We start from the raw sequence: 19976 nt of genomic DNA, 5'->3' as shown, positions 1-19976 counted from the left end.
AGGGGCGGCTTCAGCCGCGAGGCGCCAGCGTTCTGGATGCGGCCGCCGTGCCGCGATGCGCCGGCGATTCAGCGGAAATCGCGATCGCTGCGCGACATCAGGTTGTAGATCGTGCGCACGCTGATGCCCAGGCTGCGCGCGGCCGCGGACTTGTCGCCGCCGTTGACGTGCAGGGTGCGCGCCAACATCTCCTGCTCGATCTGCTTCAGCGGCGTGCCCACGCGGAAGGTGACCTCGTCGCCCGTCGTTGCGTACTGGCCATGCGTCTCGCGCGCCGGCGACGCCGCCTCGCCCTGCAGCAGGGGTTCGACCGTCACCGCATCGCCATCGGCACGGTAGTAGCTGCGTGCCACCGCACTGGACAGTTCGCGCACATTGCCCGGCCAACGATGCTGGGCCAGCACCGTGCGCGAGAAGGCGTCGAACTGCTTGCGCGTGCCGTAACGCCGGTTGAGCGTGTCGAGCAACGCATCGGCGATCAGGTGCACGTCGTCGCCGCGCTCGCGCAGCGGCGGCAGTTCGATGACGTAGTGCGACAGCCGGTAGTACAGGTCGCGGCGCAGGGTGCTGGCGCTGCCGAGCAGGTCGCGGTGGGTGGCGGCGACGATGCGCACGTCCAGCTTGACCTCCGCATCGCTGCCGACCCGGGTGATCGCACCGGTTTCCAGACAGCGCAGCAGGTACACCTGCAGTTCCGGCGCCATCTCGCCGATCTCGTCCAGGAACAGGGTGCCGCCCTGCGCCTGTTCGAAATAGCCGGCATGGCGCTGGTTGGCGCCGGTGAAGCTGCCGCGCTCGTGACCGAACAGCTGGCTGGCGAGCAGTTCCGGCGGAATCGCGCCGCAATTCACCGCCACCAGGCGCCCGCTGCGGCCGCTGGCATCGTGGATCGCCTTGGCCAGCAGTTCCTTGCCGGTGCCGGTTTCGCCGGCAATCAACACCGAGATGTCCAGCGGTGCGACGCGGGCGATGTCGGACTGCACGCGAGCGATCGCCGCGCACTCGCCGACCAGGCCGAAGCGGGCCTTGCCGCGCCGTGGTGGCAGCCGGTGCAGGACCTGCTCAAGTTCGGCATCGATCTGCGGCCACGGCAGGGAGGCCTGCAGCAATTCGACGCTGTCGCCGGCCAAGCCGCGCCACTTCGGCATCTGCGCCTCGGTGGCCAGCAGCACGATGCGCGCATCGGCGCGGCCGGCCATGCTGTTGATCAGCTCCATTGCCGCCACGCGCTCGGCATCGCCATCGAGCAGCAGCAGATCGATGCGTTGTTGTTGCAACCAATGCCGGGCGTGTGCGATCGAGGGCAGTCGGGTCAACGCCAGGCCGCGGCGCAGGGAGAAGGTGGACACGTGGTCCGACAACGCGGTATTGCCTTCCACGATCGCCAGCAGGGGTTTTGTCATGCGGATTGCACTCTGCGGATCAGGTCATTCCATCGTCCTCCGCGTGTGTGAGCGCAAGGCGAAAACAGGCTAAGACGTGTCCTCATCATGCTGAAGCAGATCCGGGGTGCTTCAGCAATGTCGTCGAGCGCCGCGGCATCCCGCGCGCATGCGCGTGCAATGTGTGCGGCATGCCGCGTTTGACTCGCGTTCTTTGGCACATTGCACCGCGCCGGTGCGGTGCAGGTGGCACTCAGTGCGGGCGCTCGTGCGGTAGCGGGCCGCGCAACAGCGTAGCGACGGAGACGAAGCGTTGCGCCGGCACGTGCTGCAGGCGCCGCAGGGCCTCGGCGCCGTCGAGGTACAGCCACTCGATCACGTCGTCGGCACCGATCAACAATGGCACTTCGTTCGGCAGTTCCGGCGTCGCGGGCACCTCGGTGAGCAGCGAAAAGCACGACAGATGGAAGCCGTCCCGGGTCTGCATGCTGCTGCGCAGGCCGGCCGCGAACAGGGCACCGGACGTGTCGCAGATCCATGCGCCATGCGCGGCGTCGCCTGCGACACTGAAGCCGGCGATCGGCACCAGGCAGCGCTGTGTTTCCCAGACCGCGGCCTGCGCGGCGGGCCAAGTGCGGTCGCGCCGTTCGCTGGTGATCAATGGCCCGTCCGGCGCATCGCGGCGGCCGAACAGCGCCCGCTCGTTGCGCACTTCGCCGCCCCACAGCACCAGGATCTGCGCCTGCTGGCCTGCCGTGATCTCGCTGGTGCGTCCGGCGGTGACCGGATCTTGCAGCGGCCAGGCGGGCAGGCGGTGTTGCAGAAAGCTGAGGATCATCGGCGCGGCGTCGAAAGCGGATGCCTTTGGAACGCAGAATGCGTGCCAGCATCTTCTTCTTCCCCCGGGTGCGCTGTGGTGCACCGGCGCGGCATGACAGGCGCAGCGCGCCGGCGCAAGTTTTTCAGTCGCGCAGCTTTTGCGTGCCTACAGCAACAGCGTGACCAGCAGACAGCCGCTGGCGGCGAAGGTCACCACCACCGTGATCCAGCCGAGCGCGTTGGTGATGCGGCTGTTGACGCGGCCGCGCATCAGCGTGCGGTCGTTGCTCATCAGCATCATCAACAACAGCAACGGCGGCACCGACATGCCCTGCACGATGCCCGACAGCACCAGCGCCTTCATTGGATTGACGCCAAGGAAATTCAGCCCCACGGCAATGGCCGTGACCAGCGCGATGGTGGCGTAGAACAGCTTGGCCTCGCGCGGCCGCGCGTGCAGGCTGCCCTCGCGGCCGATGCCCTGCACTAGGTCGTAGGCGGCGCCCGTGGTCATCACCGGCACCGCCAGGAAGCCCACCCCGACCACGCCCAGCGCGAACAGCCACTTGGCGGCGGGGCCTGCCAGCGGTTCCAACGCGGCGGCCGCCTGCGCCGCCGTCGCGATCTCGGTCTGGCCGGAGCGGTGCAGGGTGGCGGCGGTGGAGAGGATGATGAAGTAGAGGATGATGTTGGAGAACAGCATGCCGACCATGACGTCGCGGCGGGTATGGCGCAGTTCGCTGCGGCTGGCGCCTTGGCGTGCGGCAAGGCTGCGGTGGCCCTTGGCGATCTGCTCTTCCACCTCCTGATTGGACTGCCAGGTGAAGATATAGGCCGACAACGAGGTGCCGATGCAGGCGACGATCATCGACAGGTACTCGCGGCTGAACTCGGCATGCGGCACGAAGGTGCCGCGCAGCACCTGGCGCAGGTCGGGTCGGGCCATCAGGGCGGCGGCGACGTAGGCGAACAGCGCCAGCGCCAGCCAGCGGAAGATCCGTTTCAGCAGGCGGTAGGAGCCGAAGACTTGGAGGGCGAAGATCGTCACCGCTGCAATCACCACGATCGCCGGCACCGGCAGCGGGATCAGCAGGTTCAGCGCCGCGCCGATGCCGCCGAGATTGGCGGCCGCCTCGATCACATTGCCGACGAAGGCGCCGGCCACCGCCGGGTACAGCACCCAGCGCGGGTAGCGGTCGCGGATGATCGCGAACAGGCCCTTGCCGGACACGCGCCCGAGCTTGGCCGACAGATACACCACCAGGTACATCATCGGCAGCAGCACCGGCGCGATCCACAGGAACGCGAAGCCATAGCGCGCGCCGGCGCTGGCGTAGGTGCCGATGGCGGAGGGATCGTCGTCGGCCGCGCCGGTGACCACGCCGGACCCGAGCAGACGGAACAGATTGCGCCGCGGTGCAGGCGCGGATTCGGCAGGCGCAGCGGGTGGCGTCATCGCGATCGGCAGCTCGGGTGATGCCGCGACGCTACGTAGGCCGACCTAAATGCCGCGTGGGCGTTGCTGCGCACGCGAAGTGAAAGCATGCGGCATCGCGCCGCGATCATGGAGCCAGCGCGTTCGGCGCCGGCAGCACGGTGCATCATGCAAAAGGGCCGCAACAAGCGGCCCAACGCGTTGAAACAAGATGGAGGCCTGGGTCGGAATTGAACCGGCGTACGCGGATTTGCAGTCCGCTGCATAACCACTCTGCCACCAGGCCGGTGGACTGACGTCTTGCCGCAACGCCGGTGGCGTCCGACAAAAACAAAGCCCCGCTGCCGGGGCCCTTGCGGCGGGAACTGGACGATGCCTTGCGGCTCTCGTCCAACGCATTGATTCAAAAGATGTTTTTGAATCAGCCCGGCGCACAACGGACTGCATTGTGTACCAAGCTCCCCGGCTTGGCAACCCTGCGCTGCGCGTGCGCAGGGGGACTGAGACCGCGCCGAGGACACCACCACATGCGCATGGCGTCGCCACCCGACTGGAATGCCGACCACAGCGCCATGCCGGCGGCGGTAGACAAGCGCTACGAGGCGCGTCGCCGCGCACGATCGGTGTGCTGCCGCGCTCTAGCATGGCGCCACACCCAAACGAGACATCGCCATGAACCGATGGACACGCTGGAGCGGGGCCGCACTGTGCCTGGCCGCGAGCGCCACCGCCGCCGCGCAGACCTGCGCGCTGCAGACGCAGACCGTGAACCTGCCGCTGGCCTCCAAGGCCACGCCGACGTTCGCTTACCAGGTGCGGGTGCAACTCGGCAGCGATGCCGATGGCCGCAGCAGCGGCAGCCAGGTGCTGGAGGTGGATACCGGCTCCACCGGCGTGGTGGTGCCGTTGAGCGACGCGCTGCGCAGCGCCTGGGACGCCTCCAAGACGCCTGGCTACATCTTCTATTCGAGCGACAGCAAGTATCACCCCGGCAAGTACGTGGACGTCCCGATGCAACTCGGCGTTTCCGCCGACGGCAAGACCGCCGCCGCGCGCGTGGACCGCATCACCGTGCTCGCCGCGCAGTGCACCTGCGATGTCGCCAGCGTGGCCCAGCGACCCAAGCCGCTGGCGCAGGTGCCGGCCACCTGCGCCGGCTATGACGGCAGCCCCGCGCTGAGCAGCAGCACCCAGGTGCTGCGCAACTGCAGCACCATCTCCCCGCACTTCGGCATGATGGGCGTGGGCTACGACCGCGGCGTGGATGCCGTGCGCAATCCGTTTCTCAATCTGGTGCAGATGCGTGCGCAGCGCATGAGCCCCGGTTACATCGTCAGCGCCAAGGGCATCACCCTGGGCGTCAGCAAGCAGGCGCTGAGCGGTTTCGCTCTGGTGCCGCTGCAGCGCGGCACGGCCACCGCCACCGCACCGGGCGACTGGCAGGCGCCCACCGCCTGCGCCAGCTTCCCCGGTAGCGGCAGTGACTACCGCGTCTGCGGCAAGCTGCTGCCCGACACCGGCGTGTCCTACATGATGCTCAACCCGGTGGTACCGCCCGCCACGCCCAGCAGCCTGCAACAGACCGTGGAGATCGCCGGCCACCCCACGCGGGTGGTGCCGGACGCCACCCAACTGCGGCTCGACGTCGTCGACGCCAAGGGGCAGCCGGTGTTCGGCTACGGCTTCGCGGTCGGCGACGGCAAGGCGGCGACGCCGGACAGCGTGCAGTGGCGCGGACCGCTGAAGACGCCGCCGGCGCACATCAACAGCGGGCGCCACCTACTCGCCGCCGGCGACTACGCCTACGACGCTGCCTGTGGGCATGCCGGCTTCAAGGCAACCAAAGCGGGTGAGTGAGCGTCCCCCGCCGCATCTCGTCGAGATGCAGCCTGCGCATCGCCTTGCTGAGGGCGCGGGCGCGATAGGCACGTGTCGCCATCGCACCCGCACCCTCACCAGCGATATGTGGCCGTCGCCGTCACCCGACGCTGCTCACCGTAATAACAGTTGTCGTAGGCGTCGCAGTTGCTGAGGTAGGTCTTGTCGGCAAGATTGCGCACATTCACGGCCAGACTCCAGCGGTCGCGGTCGTAGCCGAGCAGCGCGTCGAACAGGGTGAATGCCGGTACCTCGGCGCGGGCGGCATCCAGGTCGCCGCGGTTGGCGCCGGTGTAGCGGGCGCCCAGGCCGAGCCGGATGCCGTTGTCGAAGCGGTAGTCGCCCCACAGTGCGGCGGCGTGGCGCGAGACCGCCGACAGTGGCTTGCCCAGTTCGCGCGGGTTGCTGCTGGCGGTGATTTCCACCGTCGGCGTGTAGCTGTAGGAGCCGATCAACTGCAACCGCGGCAGCGGTTGCAGCGTCGCCTCCAGTTCCAGGCCGCGCACCAGTGTCTCGCCGGTCTGGCGTGGGAGGAAATCCGGGTCGTAGGTCAGGTAGTTGCGCCGGCGCAGGTCGAACACGGCGGCGCTGTAGGTCTGCGTGCCGCCATCGGGCTGGAAACGCAGGCCGGCTTCGTACTGGCGCCCGCTTTCCGGGCGGAACGCGCGGCCGCTCAGCGGGTCGCGCGTGGCGGTCGGCACGAAGGACTCGCTGTAGCTCAGGTACGGCGCCCAGCCGTTCGTGCCCACGTAGGTCAGGCCGGCGCGCTTGCTGGCCTTGCGTTCGACGATGTCGCTGCGGCTGCCGTCCAGGCGGCTGTCCAGCGTGCTGTCGGCCCGGTCGTAGCGGGCGCCGATGGTGAGCAGCCAGCGCTCGCGCCAGCGCACCTGGTCCTGCACGTACAGGCCGGTCTGGCTCACCGTGGCGATGCCGTCGTACCAGGGGGCGGGCAGTTGCACCGGATCGCCGTAGACCGGATGGCGGATGTCCAGCGGCGTGGTGGTGCCGCCGCTGTGGCTGACCTGGTCGATGCGCGTGCGTTGATAGTCCAGGCCGAACAGCAGCGTGTGCTGCACGGCGCCGGCGTGCAGGCGCAGCTCGAGCTGGTTGTCCAGGTTCAGCGCGTGCACCGTTTCCTTGCTGTCCGAGGCGGTGCGGCGCAGCCGGGCGAAGTTGGCCGGGTCCAGCGGATCGGCGGGGTCGTCGATGACGAAGCCGCGTCCCTGCACGCTGCGGTAGTCCACCTTCAGGCGTCCGTAGCGCGCGTTCTGGCGCAGGCGCAGCACCTCGTTGATGCGGTGTTCGAACAGCGTGGCGAACATCGCCGTGTCCAGGTCGAAACGGTTGTAGGCCGGGTCGCTTTCGAACAGGCGGCTGGGCAGATAGGTGCCGATCGCCGTCGGCACCAGCGATCCCACCGCCGGCTGCATGCGCAGGTAGACGCCGGCGCGGGTGCGGCCGAGTTGCGAGAGCAGGGTGAGGCGGGTGGCCTCGCTTGGGGCCCAGGTCAGCGCCGGGGCCAGGAAGCGGCGGTCGTCGCGCATGCCGCCGGCCGGCAGCTCGGCCTCGCGCGCCAAGGCGGTGAGGCGGTACAGGACGGTGCCGTCCTCGCTCAGCGGCCCGGACAGGTCGCCCGCAAGTTGCCGGCGCCGATGATCGCCGAGCTGCACTTGCAGTTCGTGCAGCGGCTCGGCGGTGGGGCGCTTGCTGACCGCGTTGACCAGCCCGCCCGGGCCACTCTGCCCGTACAGCACCGAGGCCGGGCCGCGCAGCACCTCGATGCGTTCGGCGCCGTAGCGCTCGATCGGCCAGATGCCCCAGTTGCCGTTATTGCGCAGCGGCATGCCGTCCAGGTAGAAGCCGGGCGCATAGGCGTCGAAGCCGCGCAGCGAGATCCAGTCGTAGCGCGAGTCGGTGCCGTAGCGGGTGGGGATCACTCCGGGCGTGTAGCTCAGCGCGTCCTTGAGCGTCTGCGCGCCCTGGGCCTGCATGCGCGCATCGTCGATCACCGACAGCGACTGCGGCGTTTCCAGCAGGCTGGTGTCGGTCTTGGTGGCGGCGCTGCTGCGCTTGCCGGGATCGCTGCGCTCGCTGACCCGCATCGCGGGCAGGGTGGTGGCGTCGGTTTGCGCGCCGGCAGCGGGTGAGCCGGCGGTGGCGAGGACGGCGATGGCGGCGGCCAGCGGTGCGACGCGGCGGGTGCGGCGTTCGCACGCCGGGCGGTAGGACGTGGGCGACATCAGGCGACTCCTTCGGTTCGAAGCCTGCGCGCGACCAACGAGGCGCACAGGCGGAGGGAAGGGCTGCCTGGGCGCGGGCCTGGGTGGCGAGGGGATGGGGGTTGTCCGCCGCCACTGCGGCGGCGGACCGGTGCGCATGCAAGGCGTTGCGCGAGGGAGCGGTTACCAGCGGATGCCTTCGAACGGGTTCCAGCTGGTGCTGCCCTTCACCTTGTCCAGATAGTAGGCGTAGTTGGCGGTCATGCCGACCAGGATCGAATAGGCGATGCCGAAGGCCCGGCTGGCCGCGTCCGGAAGGAAGGTCAACGCGATCCCGCAGCACAGCGAGATGGCGAGCAGCATCAGCGCCTTGCGCCACAGCCCGATGACGAACAGGTAGATGAAGCCGAAGAAGAAGGCGAACCAGTTCATGTTGAGGCGCAGCTTCTCCTTGAACGGTAGCGCTTTCATCGCGTCCTTGAAGCGCGCCGACTTGGGCTCGCCGTAGGTGTCGTAGAAGTGGAAGCGGAACTGCCATTTGGGGCTGTACTGGCTGTAATCGTGGGTGGTGCTGTGCATCGTGGTTCTCTTCTGCAGGTGGATGGGGCGGGGGATGGGTGATCGCGCGCTAGTGCGCGCCAGGGCGCCGACCGTGTGCGGCGGTGCCGCGTTGACCTTTGCCGGCGGCGCGGGCACCGTAGGCGCGTTCCGGCAAGGCGGCCTGCGGTGTTTGCGAGGGACGCCCCCGGGAGTGGAAGGCCAGGACGCGGTGTTGGCCGGTCTCGATGCGGCAGTCGACAAGGAGCACGCGATGGGGTTGCAGGAAATGTCCGCCACGGCGCGCCGCGCGCTGCCGCTGCTCATCGCCACCCTGTTCGCGGCGCCTGCCGCGGCCAGGGACACGCTGCATTGCCCCGCGCGCCTGCGCGTCGCCGATGCGCCGTTGCAGAGCCCGGACCTGCCGGCGGGGGCGCGCGTCGATCTCGCCGCCGCGCTGCCGCTGCGGCTGTTCTCCAGCGGCGTCTATTCCGGGCCGCCGCGCGAGATGGCCGCGCTGGTGCCGAGCAACGAGGACACCCGCCGACCCGGCGATGCGGGCGTGTCGATCTGGCGCTTCGATGTGCCCGATCCGCACGGCCTCTATCTGGTGTGCGGATACGGGCCGGACGGCCGGGTGCAGGTCTCCCGGCGTGTCGGCGATGTCGTGCGCTGCGAGGCGACGCCGGTGCGCCCGAGCAGCGCCGATGCGACCGCCGGCATCCTGTTCGTGTGCGAGTGAGGCCGCGCGATGGCACGCCCGCGCAAGGCCGTGGCGATCGCCGCGCAGGTGCTGTCCTGGAGCGTCTACGTGCTGGGCATGTTGCTGCTGTACGCCGTTTCCGGCAGCCCCTACGCATGGGTGGACGGCAGCGATCCGTCGCTGTCCTCGGCCGGTTTCCAGGACAGCGGCAATGGGCGCCTGGTCGGCCTGTGCGTGCTGGTCGCGCTGGTGCTGCTGCAGGGCGTGCACGCGTTGCTCAGCCGTCGCCGTTGGGTGCGTGGGTGCTGCCTGGGCGCGATGGCGTTGGTCTGCCTGGCCTGGTCTTGCTGGAACTGAGCGCAGTCTCCACCCCGCGTGCGCACACGATGCACGCAGGCACACGCGCACCGCGCGGCGCATGCCGCGGGCGGTGACGTCCTTGTCGCGCGTGGTGCGGTGCTGCATCGGGAGAACGGTCGTCCAGGACGGCGGAGCGGGCGGTGCCGCGTATCCGACGCGATTCCAGCCCGAAAGAGGAAAGTCCTGTTGAAGAGACGAGCGAGCGGCGGCGATCCCTACCTTGGGGATTGGGGAGTCGGGATTGGGGATTGGTCAGGGCGGCGCAGCGCGCCTGACGGTTTCGCGGTTGATGCAGGCGAGGGCGGTCACGTGCCGGACCGCGTCCGGCCCCGCGCCGTGGATCAGTCCTGCGGTGGCGACGCTGTGGCGGTGCGCGCCTTGCGTCGCATACGCCGGCGCAGCAGCCAGCCCGCCGCGGTCAGCAGCGCCAGCCCGGTCGCGCCCAGGGCGAGTCGGTGCGCGTGCACGAACTGGCGCAAGGCCTGGCCGCGATCGCTCCACAGGCGCCGCCGCGCGCCGTCGAAATCCGGTGTCTCGCAGGCGCCCACGCCGAACACATAGGCCTTGCCGGGCACCGGATTGAGTGCGCCGTGCGCGACGTAGCGCTGATAGGAACGGCGTGCCTGTGCCGGGTCGAGGGTGATCAGCCAGTCGGTGGCCTGGCACAGCACCGCGGCGTAGGCCTGGCTGCGTGCCGGCAGGTCGTCGGCAGCGCGATCGGCCAGGGCGGCGGCGATCCAGCGGTAGTGGTAACGGCGGTAGGGTTGCGCGGCGCTGGCGTCCCAGCGCTGCGCTTCGGCGGCGGCGACCAGGCCGCCGGGGCGCAACCGCGCGTGCGGTGTGGTGTCGGCATAGTTGCCGGCATAGACCCGGTTGTCCGGCCCCAGCTCGTAGCCCAGCAATTCCATGCCGTGGCGGCGTGCGATCAGCGCGGCCTGGTAGTGGCCCTCGGCGCGGCCGATACCGGTCCAGGCCGAGGCCGCCTGCCGCCGCGCATCGCGATAGCGGCGTGCCGCCTCGCGCAACTCGGGCTGGGCGAAATAGGCCAGCGCGTCGTCGTAACGGCCAGCGCGCATCAGCCGGCGCGCCAGCAGTTCGCGCAGTTTCAGCGGCGGCGTCCGTTCCCAGTCATTCGTCGTCGCGTCCGCGGCGGCCGGCGGTGCGGCGGGGACGTGGCGATCCACGTAGTCCTGCAGTTCCTGCACGGTGAGCACGCGCTCGGCGACCGCGGCGGCGTCTTCCCAGTAGAGGTCGCCGCTGCGGTACAGCTGCGCGAACGCCTCCACGTAGCTGCCGCGTTGCAATGCCAGGATCGCCGCTTCGCCGTCGATGCGGCACTGCGGTTTGACGGTCTCGTTGCTCCAGCCGGCGGCACGGCGCGTGCCCCAGTCCTCGTTCGGCGGGAAGCGCCGCGATGCTTGCGCGTAGGCCTGTGCCGCGCGCGCGGCGTCGCCGTCGCGCAGCGCCATCTTGGCGCGCAGCCACCACGCCAGGCCACTGTCGCCGGCATGCGCGAGCAGGCGCGCGGTGCCGGGATAATCGCCCTGGCGGTAGGCCAGTGCCGCCAGCCGGTCGGCGTCTTCCACCGGATCGCGTTGCACGTCCTGCAGCAGGCGCAGGAAGCGTGCCGAGGACAGCGCGCTGCCGGTCTCGGGATCGAAGGCGGTGGTGTCGCTGAGCAGCTTGGCGATCAGCAGCCGGCGCACCGCCTGCTGTCGCAGCAGCGGTGCCAGTGCCGCATCGCTGCGGCGGGCGAGATCGGCGGCCACCTGCTGCAGCGAGCTCATGCCGGTGGCCGAGCCCTGCGCGGCCTGCACTGCATACAGGCCGATCGCGCCGTTCCAGTCGCCGGCGGCCAGCAGCAGGCGCGCCTCCTCGCCGAGGCTGGCGATGCCCAGCTCCAGCGGATCGTCGAACCCGGCCAGGCGCAACGTCCGAGTCTGCTGGAAGGCCTGCTGCGCCTGCTGTCGGTCCGCCTGCCGCTGCGCGGCGGCATCGCCAGGCAGCGCGCGCTCGGCGGCCAGCGCCAGGCTGCGCCCCAGCGAGTAGGCGGCCCAGGTGCTGCGCGCGCGGCGCTGCGCTTCGGGCAGCGCCAGCACCTGGCGGAAGTAGTCTGCCGCCGAGGGATACTGGCCCTGCGCGAATGCCACCGCGCCGGCGGTGTACAGGCGCAGTTCCGGCGGCAGGTCGGCACCTTCGCGCTCCACTCGCCGCGCATCGTCCAGCGCGCGGAGTTGTTCGATCCGGGCGAACTGCGCAGCGCTCAGTTGCGTGCGTTCGACGTCGCTGCGCTGCTGCGGGAATTGCGCGCCGGCGTCCCAGTAGCGCGGCAAGGTCGCTGCGCTGGCGCGTCCGAGGCCGTCGATCGGCGCACCCAGGCGCTGCACCTCGCGGGCGAAGCTGCCCTCCGGCAACTGCGCCAGGGCGCCGGCGCGGTCGTCGAGCAGGCGGTACGGGAAATCCGGGCCGCAGGCGCGGGCGCCGCCCAGCGGCAGCAGGGATAGCGTCAGCGCGGCGGCGAGCGCGGCCGCGGGTCGGGAATCACGGCAGGACATCGATGGCACCTGGGTGCAGGGTGCGGCAGCGGACCCAGCCGAGCGCACGGCGTTCTCCGGCGGCCAGGGGCGGGGAAGCGGTGGTGCGATCGAAGCGCGGCGCCTGCAGCGGCAGTTGCAGGCGGTAATCGCCGAGCGCGTCGCCGGCCTCGCAGGCGCTGCCGTGCAGGACGACGCGCTGCGGCGGCGCGGCCGCGGTGTTGCCATGGTTGGTCAAGGTCAGATCGTAGACCGGGCCGGTGCCGCTGGCCTGCACCTGCACCGCCGCTTGCAAGGGGCGCCCGTGCACCACGGCCTGCAGCGTCGCCAGCGGCCAGGCGCGGCGGTCGCCCAGCAGCGGCAGGCGGAACCAGACCAGCCCGGCCAGGTGCGGCGGACGGCGGTCGCGCAGCGCAGCGACGAACGCGGCGAGCTGCTGCGGCGACACCCGCAGTTCGTGGCGTGTGCCGCGTGCCGCCAGCGGCGCTTCACTCTCGACCAGCGGGGCAACGTCGGCATCGGCGCTGTCGACCAGCGCCACGCCGTAGGCCGGCAGGGCCAGCCAGAATGGCGTGGCGCTGCGCTGGGCGTAGCGGTCGGCCCAGCGCCGCGCCTGCACCGGATCGAACAGGCCGGTGGCGGGCGCATTGACCGCATGCACCTGCAGCACCGAGCTGTCAACCGTGCGCAGCAGCGGCGTCAGCGCCGGGCTCTCCAGCCAGGCGGGCAGGGCGGTGATGCTCAGCGTCAGCTCGGCCGGCAACGCGCCGCGCAGTTGCCGCAGCAGTGCCGCATAGGCGGGCAGGCGTGCGGTGGCGCAATCGTGGTCGATCTCCACCCCGCGCAGCGCCACGCCGGCGGTGCGCCAGCGGCGCACCACCTGCAGTATCTCGGTGTCTATGCGCGTCGCGTCCAGTGCCGGCAACTGCCCGTCCAGCCGCACCACGGCGATCACCGGGCGGCCATCGGCGGCGAGCTGCCGCAGATCCACCGCGGCGCGGCCCCAGCCGGCGCGCGGATGCGCCTGCAACGCCAGCACGCGCAGCGCCGCGAAGTCCGCGCGGGTCTGGGCCAGCGCCATCGCATGCGCGCCGCTCCATTGCCGTTGCCAGACGTAGACCTGTTGTTCCAGTGGCGCCGGTGCCGATGCCGCGCAGCCGCCAAGCAGCAGACTCAGCCCGAGGAGCGCGCGGCGCAGCGACACGACGGCCGGGTCAGGCCACGCACGGCCGCACGCGGCCGCGGTGCGGCAACGGCACCGTCGGGCAGGCAATGTGCGCAGCGCGGCTCATGCGCTGGCCATCATGAGAACAGCCCGAACAGGCGCTTCTTCGGCTTGGCCGCCAGTTGCCGGGCCAGCTCGTAGCTCTCGCGCACGTCCGCACGCTCGTGCAATGCCAGCGAGCGCTCGAAGGCGGCGAGCGATGCGGGGTAGGCGCCGAGGTTCATGTGGCAATTGGCCTCCATCATGTACAGCTGCGCCGCCGAGCCGGGGTCCGCCTGCAACATCGCGTCGTCGAACAGGGCGCGTGCCGCGTCGCAGGCCGGCAATGCGCTGCGGTAGTCCTTGAGCACGTAATGGCAGTTGGCCTGGTAATAGTGCGTGTAGAAGTCGTCCGTGCCGTCGCGCTGCACGGCGAGGAAGTCCTGCAGCGCGGCCTTGGCGTCCGGCAGATAGTACAGCAGCAGGTAGCCGCGCCCGTGCCGCGCGCGCTTGAGCGCCTGCGCGTCCTGCTGCTGTGCGGCCTGGGCGATCAGCGTGGTGTAGGCGTCGACCGCGGCCGGATATTCGCGCGCCTCGCCGAGCGCGCTGGCGTGCATGAACAGCGTGTCCAGGTCGTGCGGATTCGCCTCCGCCGCCGCCCGCGACAGGGCGGTGTCGACCTGCTGCGGCTGCAACCGGCCCAGCGCCCGCGCCGCGGTGAGCCGGTGGTGCGCCTGCACCAGCGCGTACATCCGCAGCAGTTCCGGATCGGCCTGGGCATCGTCGGGCAGCGCCTCGAACGCTTCCTGCGCCGCCTCGGCGATCTCCAGCACGTCGGCATGGCGGCCGACGCGGTTGAGATGGCTGCAGGCCGCCTGCGCGCAATCCAGGAACAGCGGCGTGTCCAGGTCGTAGTCCATCATCAGGGTCAGCGCCAGGTCCGCCGCCTCGGCGCGCATGCCCTGATGACGATAGGCCTCGCGCAGGTTCTGGTATAGGAACTGGAACTGGCTGTGGCGCAGGCCCTCCTCGAAGATGGCCCGCGCCTGCGCGTACAGGCCGCGGTCCATGTACAGGATGCCGAGGTTGTTGCAGCACATCGCGAAGGTGTGGGTGTCGGTGTTGCAGGTGGCCGCGTCGCCCAGTTCCAGGCCTTGCCGGAACAGCGTGGTGCAGTGCTCGTAGAGCGCGAACTGCACGGCGTCGACGTAGCCGGCGTCGGCCGGATCCAGCCCCGCGCGCTTCCATTTGCCGATGGACACACCGGCACCGTAGTAGTGGCAGGCGTTGCCGTCGCGGAAGTCCAGTTGCAGCAGTTGCGGCGACTGCCCGGCCGGCAGCGATTCCATCTCGAACAGGCGGACCTGCAGGTCCACCTGCGGTTGCAGCGCCTGCGCATTGCGGTAGGCGCCGATCGCGGCGGCGTGTTCGTCCAGCCAGTAGTGCGCGCTGCCGAGCAACCGGTGCGCCTCGGCCTTGTCCGGGGCCAGGCCGATCGCGCGCCCGGCCCAGTCGGCGACAGTGCGCAGCGCCTGCTCGCGGTTGCTGTTGAAGTGCGCGCTGCGGTCCAGGTAGATCAGGCACTTCACCCACCACGGCCCGGCGTCGCCCGGCGCGGCCTGGATCCGCGCGTCGCAGCGCTGCATCAGCAGCGCGAGGTCGGCCTCCTGCAGATGATCGAGCGCGCTCGTGCCGGACCACAGCGTGTACAGGCCGGCGAAGTCGTCCTGGTGAAGGGCGGCCATGCCGCGTTGGATCAGGGTCTGCATGCAGCGGGTGCTCCGGAACAGGGCGGTGCGGGAACCGGCACCAGCGCGCGGCAGCGTCTCCCGCGGGGGACGTTGCGGTAGATAGACGAGCCAGTGGCGGCTTTCCCTACCGTGCTCGGAGCCGATCGGGCGCGAGACGGACTGCGCGTACCGTACCTGGGCGACACGCCCTAGGGCGCCGCCGCCCCGAAGCGTCGGTTGTACTGCATGAACAGCTGGCGGCCGACGGTATCGAACCAGGACAGGTCGTAGAACGGGTACACGACGGCGCTGCGGTCGCGCGGCGGCATCGCGTCGAACAGATTGGTGGCGCCCAGGGACAGCGTGCTGCGCGCATCCAGCTGGCATTCCACGCTGGCATTGACGCGGTAGCTGGCGCCGATCCATGCCGGCAGCCCGCTGCTCGGGTCGTAGGTGCCGGTGGAGGAGGCCCAGCTGGGCAGGCGCCCCAGCCGCTGCGCATGCAGGGTCGCCGACCAGGCCTGGCGCGACCAGGTCAGGCTGGCGCTGGCCTTGGTGCGCGGCATGTCGACCCGGCTGTTCACCGCGAATGCGTCCTGCATCGGTTCGCCGGCGTAGAGTTGGGTGCGGTATTCGCGGACCCAGGTGTAGGCGAGCGATGCGTCGAACGTGCCGAAGCGGGTTTCGCGTTGCCCATGCAGCAGCACATCGACGCCGCTGGTGGTGGTGCGGGCCAGATTCATCGGACCCAAGGCCACGGCGTAGAGCCGTCCGTCTGCGGTGCGGACGACCCGCGAGACGCTCTGCTGGCAGGCGGGCGAGGCGAGCGGGCGGCGGCCGAGGCGGCAGTCGGCTTCGTCGCGCAGTGCGCGGTCGGCGGACAGATCCTCGACCTGGTCGCGCAGGTCGATGGCGAAGTAGTCCACGCTCAGGTCCAGCCCCTGCAGCGGCGACCAGACCAGTCCGGCGGTCCAGGCGCGGCTGGTTTCCGGTTTCAGCTCCAGATTGCCGGCGCGCCGGCGCAGCAGCGGCTCGTTGTCGAAGCGGCAATCGGCTGCGGCCACAGCGGCATCTTCGCGGGCGCAACGGACGTAGTCGGTGCCCTGGCTTTCGTCGATGCCCTCGCCGGCGTACAGGTAGTGCAGGTCGGGTGCGCGGAACCCCAGGCCCTGCGAGGCGCGCAGCAGCAGGCGGTCGCTGGGCCGCCACTCCACGCCGGTGCTCCAGGTGAAGCGGCCGATCTGCCGGCCGGCATAGGCGTAGCGGTCGTAGCGCACCGCGCTGTCCACGGTCAGCGGCTCCAGCAGCGGCAGGCGCAGTTCCGCGGCCAGCGCCCAGCGCCGGCGTTGGCCGGCGCCGTCGGCATCGCGCCAGCTGTAGTAGTAGGACCGGGTCGCCAGCGGATCGGGGTGCAGGGCGTAGGCCTGCTCGCCGACTTCGGCGGTGAGCGCGAGGCCGGCATCGCCGCCGCGCAGGCCGAACAGCGCAGGCTGGCGCAGCGTCAGCGTGGCCGCATCGACCCGCGTTTGCGGGCGGTAGGTGGTGCGCGCGGCGATCGCGGCGTACTCGGCGGGCGTCAGGGCGGTGTACAGCCGCGCCGGATCGGCGTCGAAGCTCGGATAGCCCGAGCGCGGGTCCACGCCGACCTGCTCGCCGAGGAACCAGGCATTGGCGCGCGCGGCGACGATCTGCGGCCAGGTGGTGCGCAGGCGCGCCTGGGCGTGGCTCAGCACCGCCTCGTACGACCAACCGCCGGTGCCGAGCTCGCCCTCGACGCCGGTGGCCACGCTGAGGCGCTGCTGCCGGTTGTGGACCATGCCGACCGCCAGGCCGCCCATTTCCTCCGGCGCGAACTGCCGGTACCAGTACTCCAGCTGCGCGGTATGCCGATTGTAGAAATAGCCTTCCTCGTTGCCGTCCGGGCGCATGTAGGCCCAGGTCTGGACGCCGCGCATCAGGGCGATGTCCTGCAGGCCCACCTGCACGTCGGCGAACCACTCGGCACGCGTGCCCAGCGTGCGGTGCAGCGTGGCATAGGCATCGAGGCTGCGCCGACGGTGCAGCACGGTGCCGTAGGCGATGGCGTGCGAACTGCCGCAGTAATAGCCGGGCAGGCCGCCGGCACCGGCGCCGTCGCGCGCGCTGTAGCCGGTGTCGTGCCCGTTGAGCGACGCCAGCCCTGCGCAGGCCGCGGCGCCCGGGTCGAGGTAGCGGTCGTCGGCATCGGTGCGCAGGAACGCACGCCGCGGCGCGGCCGCGCGCGCGGTGGGGGCGTCGCTGCTGGAATCCTGGCGGTCGCGTTGGTAGGCCCACAGCGGCTGCTGCAGATTCGCCTCGATGCTGACCAGGCCGGACAGCGCCTGGCCGGTAAAACCGTGCGTGAGGCTGGCCTGCAGCGTGCGCGCATCGCCGCGGCTGCTCTGGCCGACGCGCGCGTCCAGCGTGGTGCCGTCGGCGTCGCGCCTGAGCAGGATGTTGATCACCCCGGCGATCGCGTCGGAGCCGTAGATCGCCGAGGCGCTGCCGCTCAGCACCTCGATGCGCTCGACCATGGCCAGCGGCATGCTGGCCACGTCGACGAAGTTGCTGCGGCCGTTGAACGGCAGCGGGAAGTCGGCCACGCGGCGGCCGTTGATCAGCACCAGGGTATGGTTCGGCCCCAGTCCGCGCAGGCTCACCTGTTCGGCACCGGGCGTGTAGTCGGCGCCGCTGGCCGATTGCTGGCTCTGGGTCTCGCCGCCGTTCTGGGTCAGCGCGCGCAGCACGTCCGGCAGGCGGCGGAAGCCATTGGCGCGGATCTGCTCGGCGTCGATCACCGTCACCGGCGCCGGCCCTTCCAGTTGTGCGCGCGGGATCCGCGAGCCGGTGACGTGCAGGGTGGCCAGTTGCGCCGGCGCCGCAGCGACGGGCGGCGTCTTCGCGGGCGCCGCTGCAACCGCCGGGGCGACGACCGCGGCCTGGCGTCGCAGCACGATGTCGCTGCCCTCGCGCTGCGCCTGCAGGCCGGTGCCCTGCAGCAGTGCGTCCAGCGCCCGCAGCGGATCGGCGATGTCGTGCACGCCGGGGGTGGACAGGTCGCGGACCAGATCGGGCCGATACAGCAGTTGCAGCCCCGCCTGCCGCGCCAGTGTGTTCAGCGCCGGTGCCAATGGCCCGGCCGGGATGTCGAAGCCGCCCGGCTGCGCGATCGCCGAGGCGGCGGCCGTGGCGAGCAGCACGCCCCACGTCCGTCTCCGCTGGATCGACCGCTGCGACATATGCATCTCCTGGTGGCGCGACGGAACGGGGAGGGCGCGCGCTGCGGCACGGCGCGGCCGCGACGGCTAACGCCTGTGCAGGATCACCGCTTCCGCATGCGATTCCATGCGCACCGGATACTCGCGTTCCAGCAGTCGCGCGAAGCCCTCCAGATCGTTCCAGCGGATGCTGCCGCTGATCCGCAGCGCCTGCAGCGCCGGATCGGCCAGCACCAGCGGCCGCCGGTTGAAGCGGTTGATCTCGGCCACCGCCTGCGGCAGCGTCACGTCGTCGAAACTCAGGTAGCCCTGGCGCCAGTCCAGTTGCCGCTCCGCCTCGGCGATGCTGGCACGATGAACGCGTGCGCCCTGCGCGCCGACCGTGGCGATGCTGCCGGCCGGCAGCAGCACGGCCCGGGTGCGGTCGGGGGCGCCGGGATCCTCCATGCGCACCAAGCCCTCCGTCACCACCACGCGCAGCGCGTCGCGATCCTGGCGCACGTCGAAGCGGGTGCCGACCGCGACCACGCGGCGTGTGCCGCTCTGCACCACGAACGGCCGCGCCGGATCCTTGCGCACCGCGAAGAACGCCTCGCCTCGCTGCAACACCACCCGGCGCGCCTGCGGCCCGATGCTGGCCTCGAGCAGGCTGTCGCTGCTCAGCGTCGCCTGCGAGCCATCGGCGAGGGCGACGGTGCGCAGTTCGCCGATCTCGGTGCGGTAGGCCTGGGCCGTCGGTGCCGCGGGCGCCAGCCCCAGGTACAGGCCGGCGGCAACGGCAACGCTGGCCGCGGTGCCGAGCGCGGCCAGCAGCCAGCCACGGCGGCGGGGCACGGCGCGCCGGTGCGTGCGGGCCGAGCGCGCGACGGTCGGCACCTGCAGCGGCGGCGGGATCGACGGCCCCGGCGTCACCGCCAGACCGGTGCTCAAGCCGCGCGGCGCCGGTTGCCCGGCGGGAATGCCGGCGCCCAGCGCGCGCAGGCGCGCAGCTTCGTTCCAGGCCACGTCCAGGCGCAGGAACGCCACCCGGTGCGCGGTGGACGCCTCCAGCCATGCATCGAGCTCGGCCTGATCCGCCTCGCTCCAGTTGCCGCTCTCGCGCCGCGTCAGCCACTGCGCGGCCAGCGCTTCAATCGCCCAGCTTTCCATCTTGCGGTTCCTGCACCACCACGGGCATCGGCGCGGCGGTCACCACCGCGCCATGGAAATGATCGGCGAGCAGGCGCACGCCCTTGGCCATGTGTTTTTCGACGGTCTTCTCGCTGATCCCCAGGCGCACCGCCACCTCCTTCTGCGAAAGTTCCTCCACCCGGCGCAGCCAGAGCACCTCGCGGCAGCGGTCCGGCAGCCGGTCCAGCGCGTGGGCCAGCCGCGCCAGCACCTGGCGGCCGCCGAGCCAGCGTTCCGGCGAGCGTTCTTCTATCAAGACGTTCAAGTCGTCCGGATTCCCCACCGCCTCGATGGAGACGATGCGGCTGCGCCGCACCCGGTCGGCCATCAGGTTGCGCGCGGTGGCGAACAGGAAGGCCTGCGGCGTGTCCGGCAAGGCGCGCCGCGCCGCTTCGTAGACCCGGGTGTAGACCTCCTGGCGCAGATCGTGGATTTCCTGCGGATGCGGCCAGCACCGCATCAGGTAGGCGACCAGCGCCGACTCGTGAATGAGGATGTGCTGGGCGAACCAGCGGTCCAGTTCATTGCGCATCGCGTCGTTCCCTGCAGGCGCGCCGCGCACGGCCGGCGCGGCGCAGGCGAGGGGGCCGGCGCGTCGCTGCACGAGGCGGCGTCGGTAATGCCAGGCAACCGCCGCAGCGGCAAAGCAGGGTGCGTCCTGTCACGCGCTTCTCCTTGAGCCGCTGCCATGGGGGAAGCGGCGGTCTGCTTCGTCTATTCCAGCACGGGCCGAGGCGATCGGCCCGCTCATCCCTCTAGTTTCCCACCA

General features: G+C 70.9%; 14 protein-coding genes and 1 tRNA gene. 3 read left to right on the top strand and 12 right to left on the bottom strand.

Translation table 11 applies throughout. From position 1 onward, the window contains the following. Positions 1 to 68: 68 nt before the first annotated feature. The 4 genes from NUG21_RS12045 to NUG21_RS12030 form a co-directional block, all read right to left on the bottom strand. Positions 69 to 1403 carry a sigma 54-interacting transcriptional regulator gene (locus tag NUG21_RS12045; RefSeq protein WP_263390972.1) on the bottom strand — a complete coding sequence of 445 codons (1335 nt, stop codon included), beginning with the start codon at positions 1401 to 1403 and terminating at the stop codon, positions 69 to 71. Positions 1404 to 1635: 232 nt separating this feature from the next. Then, positions 1636 to 2304, bottom strand: a complete 669-nt coding sequence (locus tag NUG21_RS12040; protein WP_263390971.1) for an SOS response-associated peptidase family protein — start codon at positions 2302 to 2304, stop codon at positions 1636 to 1638. A 63-nt stretch (positions 2305 to 2367) separates the two neighbouring features. Then, positions 2368 to 3657, bottom strand: coding sequence for an Nramp family divalent metal transporter (locus NUG21_RS12035; protein ID WP_263390970.1), 1290 nt, complete (start codon positions 3655 to 3657; stop codon positions 2368 to 2370). A gap of 191 nt (positions 3658 to 3848) precedes the next feature. Further along, a tRNA-Cys gene (locus tag NUG21_RS12030) sits at positions 3849 to 3922 on the bottom strand. A gap of 386 nt (positions 3923 to 4308) precedes the next feature. Here NUG21_RS12030 and NUG21_RS12025 point away from each other — a divergent pair. Continuing rightward, positions 4309 to 5493: a hypothetical protein gene (locus NUG21_RS12025; protein WP_263390969.1), complete on the top strand. Its 1185-nt coding sequence runs from the start codon at positions 4309 to 4311 to the stop codon at positions 5491 to 5493. A gap of 95 nt (positions 5494 to 5588) precedes the next feature. Here NUG21_RS12025 and NUG21_RS12020 read toward each other — a convergent pair whose 3' ends face one another. Further along, the gene (locus tag NUG21_RS12020; RefSeq protein WP_263390968.1) at positions 5589 to 7754 is read right to left on the bottom strand and encodes a TonB-dependent siderophore receptor; all 2166 of its coding nucleotides are present in this window, start codon (positions 7752 to 7754) and stop codon (positions 5589 to 5591) included. Positions 7755 to 7916: 162 nt separating this feature from the next. Next, the gene (locus tag NUG21_RS12015) at positions 7917 to 8312 is read right to left on the bottom strand and encodes a DUF2628 domain-containing protein (RefSeq protein ID WP_160947399.1); all 396 of its coding nucleotides are present in this window, start codon (positions 8310 to 8312) and stop codon (positions 7917 to 7919) included. A 91-nt stretch (positions 8313 to 8403) separates the two neighbouring features. On the opposite strand from NUG21_RS12015, the gene NUG21_RS12010 reads away from it, so the two are divergent. Both NUG21_RS12010 and NUG21_RS12005 read left to right on the top strand, forming a co-directional pair. Further along, on the top strand, positions 8404 to 9012 hold the full coding sequence (locus NUG21_RS12010; protein WP_263390967.1) for an STY0301 family protein: 609 nt from the start codon (positions 8404 to 8406) through the stop codon (positions 9010 to 9012). Between the two features lie 9 nt (positions 9013 to 9021). Then, entirely contained in the window at positions 9022 to 9330 is a 309-nt protein-coding gene (locus tag NUG21_RS12005) for a hypothetical protein (RefSeq protein WP_160947400.1), read from the top strand. 344 nt (positions 9331 to 9674) lie between these two features. On the opposite strand, the gene NUG21_RS12000 is transcribed toward NUG21_RS12005, so the two are convergent. From NUG21_RS12000 to NUG21_RS11975, 6 genes are all read right to left on the bottom strand, one after another. After that, positions 9675 to 11888 carry a hypothetical protein gene (locus NUG21_RS12000; protein WP_263390966.1) on the bottom strand — a complete coding sequence of 738 codons (2214 nt, stop codon included), beginning with the start codon at positions 11886 to 11888 and terminating at the stop codon, positions 9675 to 9677. Then, on the bottom strand, positions 11875 to 13071 hold the full coding sequence (locus tag NUG21_RS11995; RefSeq protein WP_263390965.1) for a DUF3142 domain-containing protein: 1197 nt from the start codon (positions 13069 to 13071) through the stop codon (positions 11875 to 11877). The genes NUG21_RS12000 and NUG21_RS11995 overlap by 14 nt, the downstream gene beginning before the upstream one ends. 98 nt (positions 13072 to 13169) lie before the next feature. After that, positions 13170 to 14840, bottom strand: coding sequence for a tetratricopeptide repeat protein (locus tag NUG21_RS11990; protein ID WP_263390964.1), 1671 nt, complete (start codon positions 14838 to 14840; stop codon positions 13170 to 13172). 170 nt (positions 14841 to 15010) lie between these two features. Continuing rightward, positions 15011 to 18058 (bottom strand): TonB-dependent receptor, encoded by a 3048-nt coding sequence (locus NUG21_RS11985; RefSeq protein WP_263390963.1) that lies wholly within the window; start codon positions 18056 to 18058, stop codon positions 15011 to 15013. 66 nt (positions 18059 to 18124) lie between these two features. Continuing rightward, positions 18125 to 19186, bottom strand: a complete 1062-nt coding sequence (locus NUG21_RS11980) for a FecR family protein (RefSeq protein WP_263390962.1) — start codon at positions 19184 to 19186, stop codon at positions 18125 to 18127. After that, positions 19167 to 19739 carry an RNA polymerase sigma factor gene (locus tag NUG21_RS11975; RefSeq protein WP_160947406.1) on the bottom strand — a complete coding sequence of 191 codons (573 nt, stop codon included), beginning with the start codon at positions 19737 to 19739 and terminating at the stop codon, positions 19167 to 19169. The genes NUG21_RS11980 and NUG21_RS11975 overlap by 20 nt, the downstream gene beginning before the upstream one ends. Positions 19740 to 19976 lie beyond the last annotated feature (237 nt).

The sequence above is a fragment of the Xanthomonas sp. CFBP 8445 genome, assembly GCF_025666235.1.
GTDB lineage: Bacteria > Pseudomonadota > Gammaproteobacteria > Xanthomonadales > Xanthomonadaceae > Xanthomonas_A > Xanthomonas_A indica.
The sequence above is the reverse complement of the archived record's forward strand: the minus strand, read 5'-3'. Positions and strand labels throughout refer to the sequence as shown.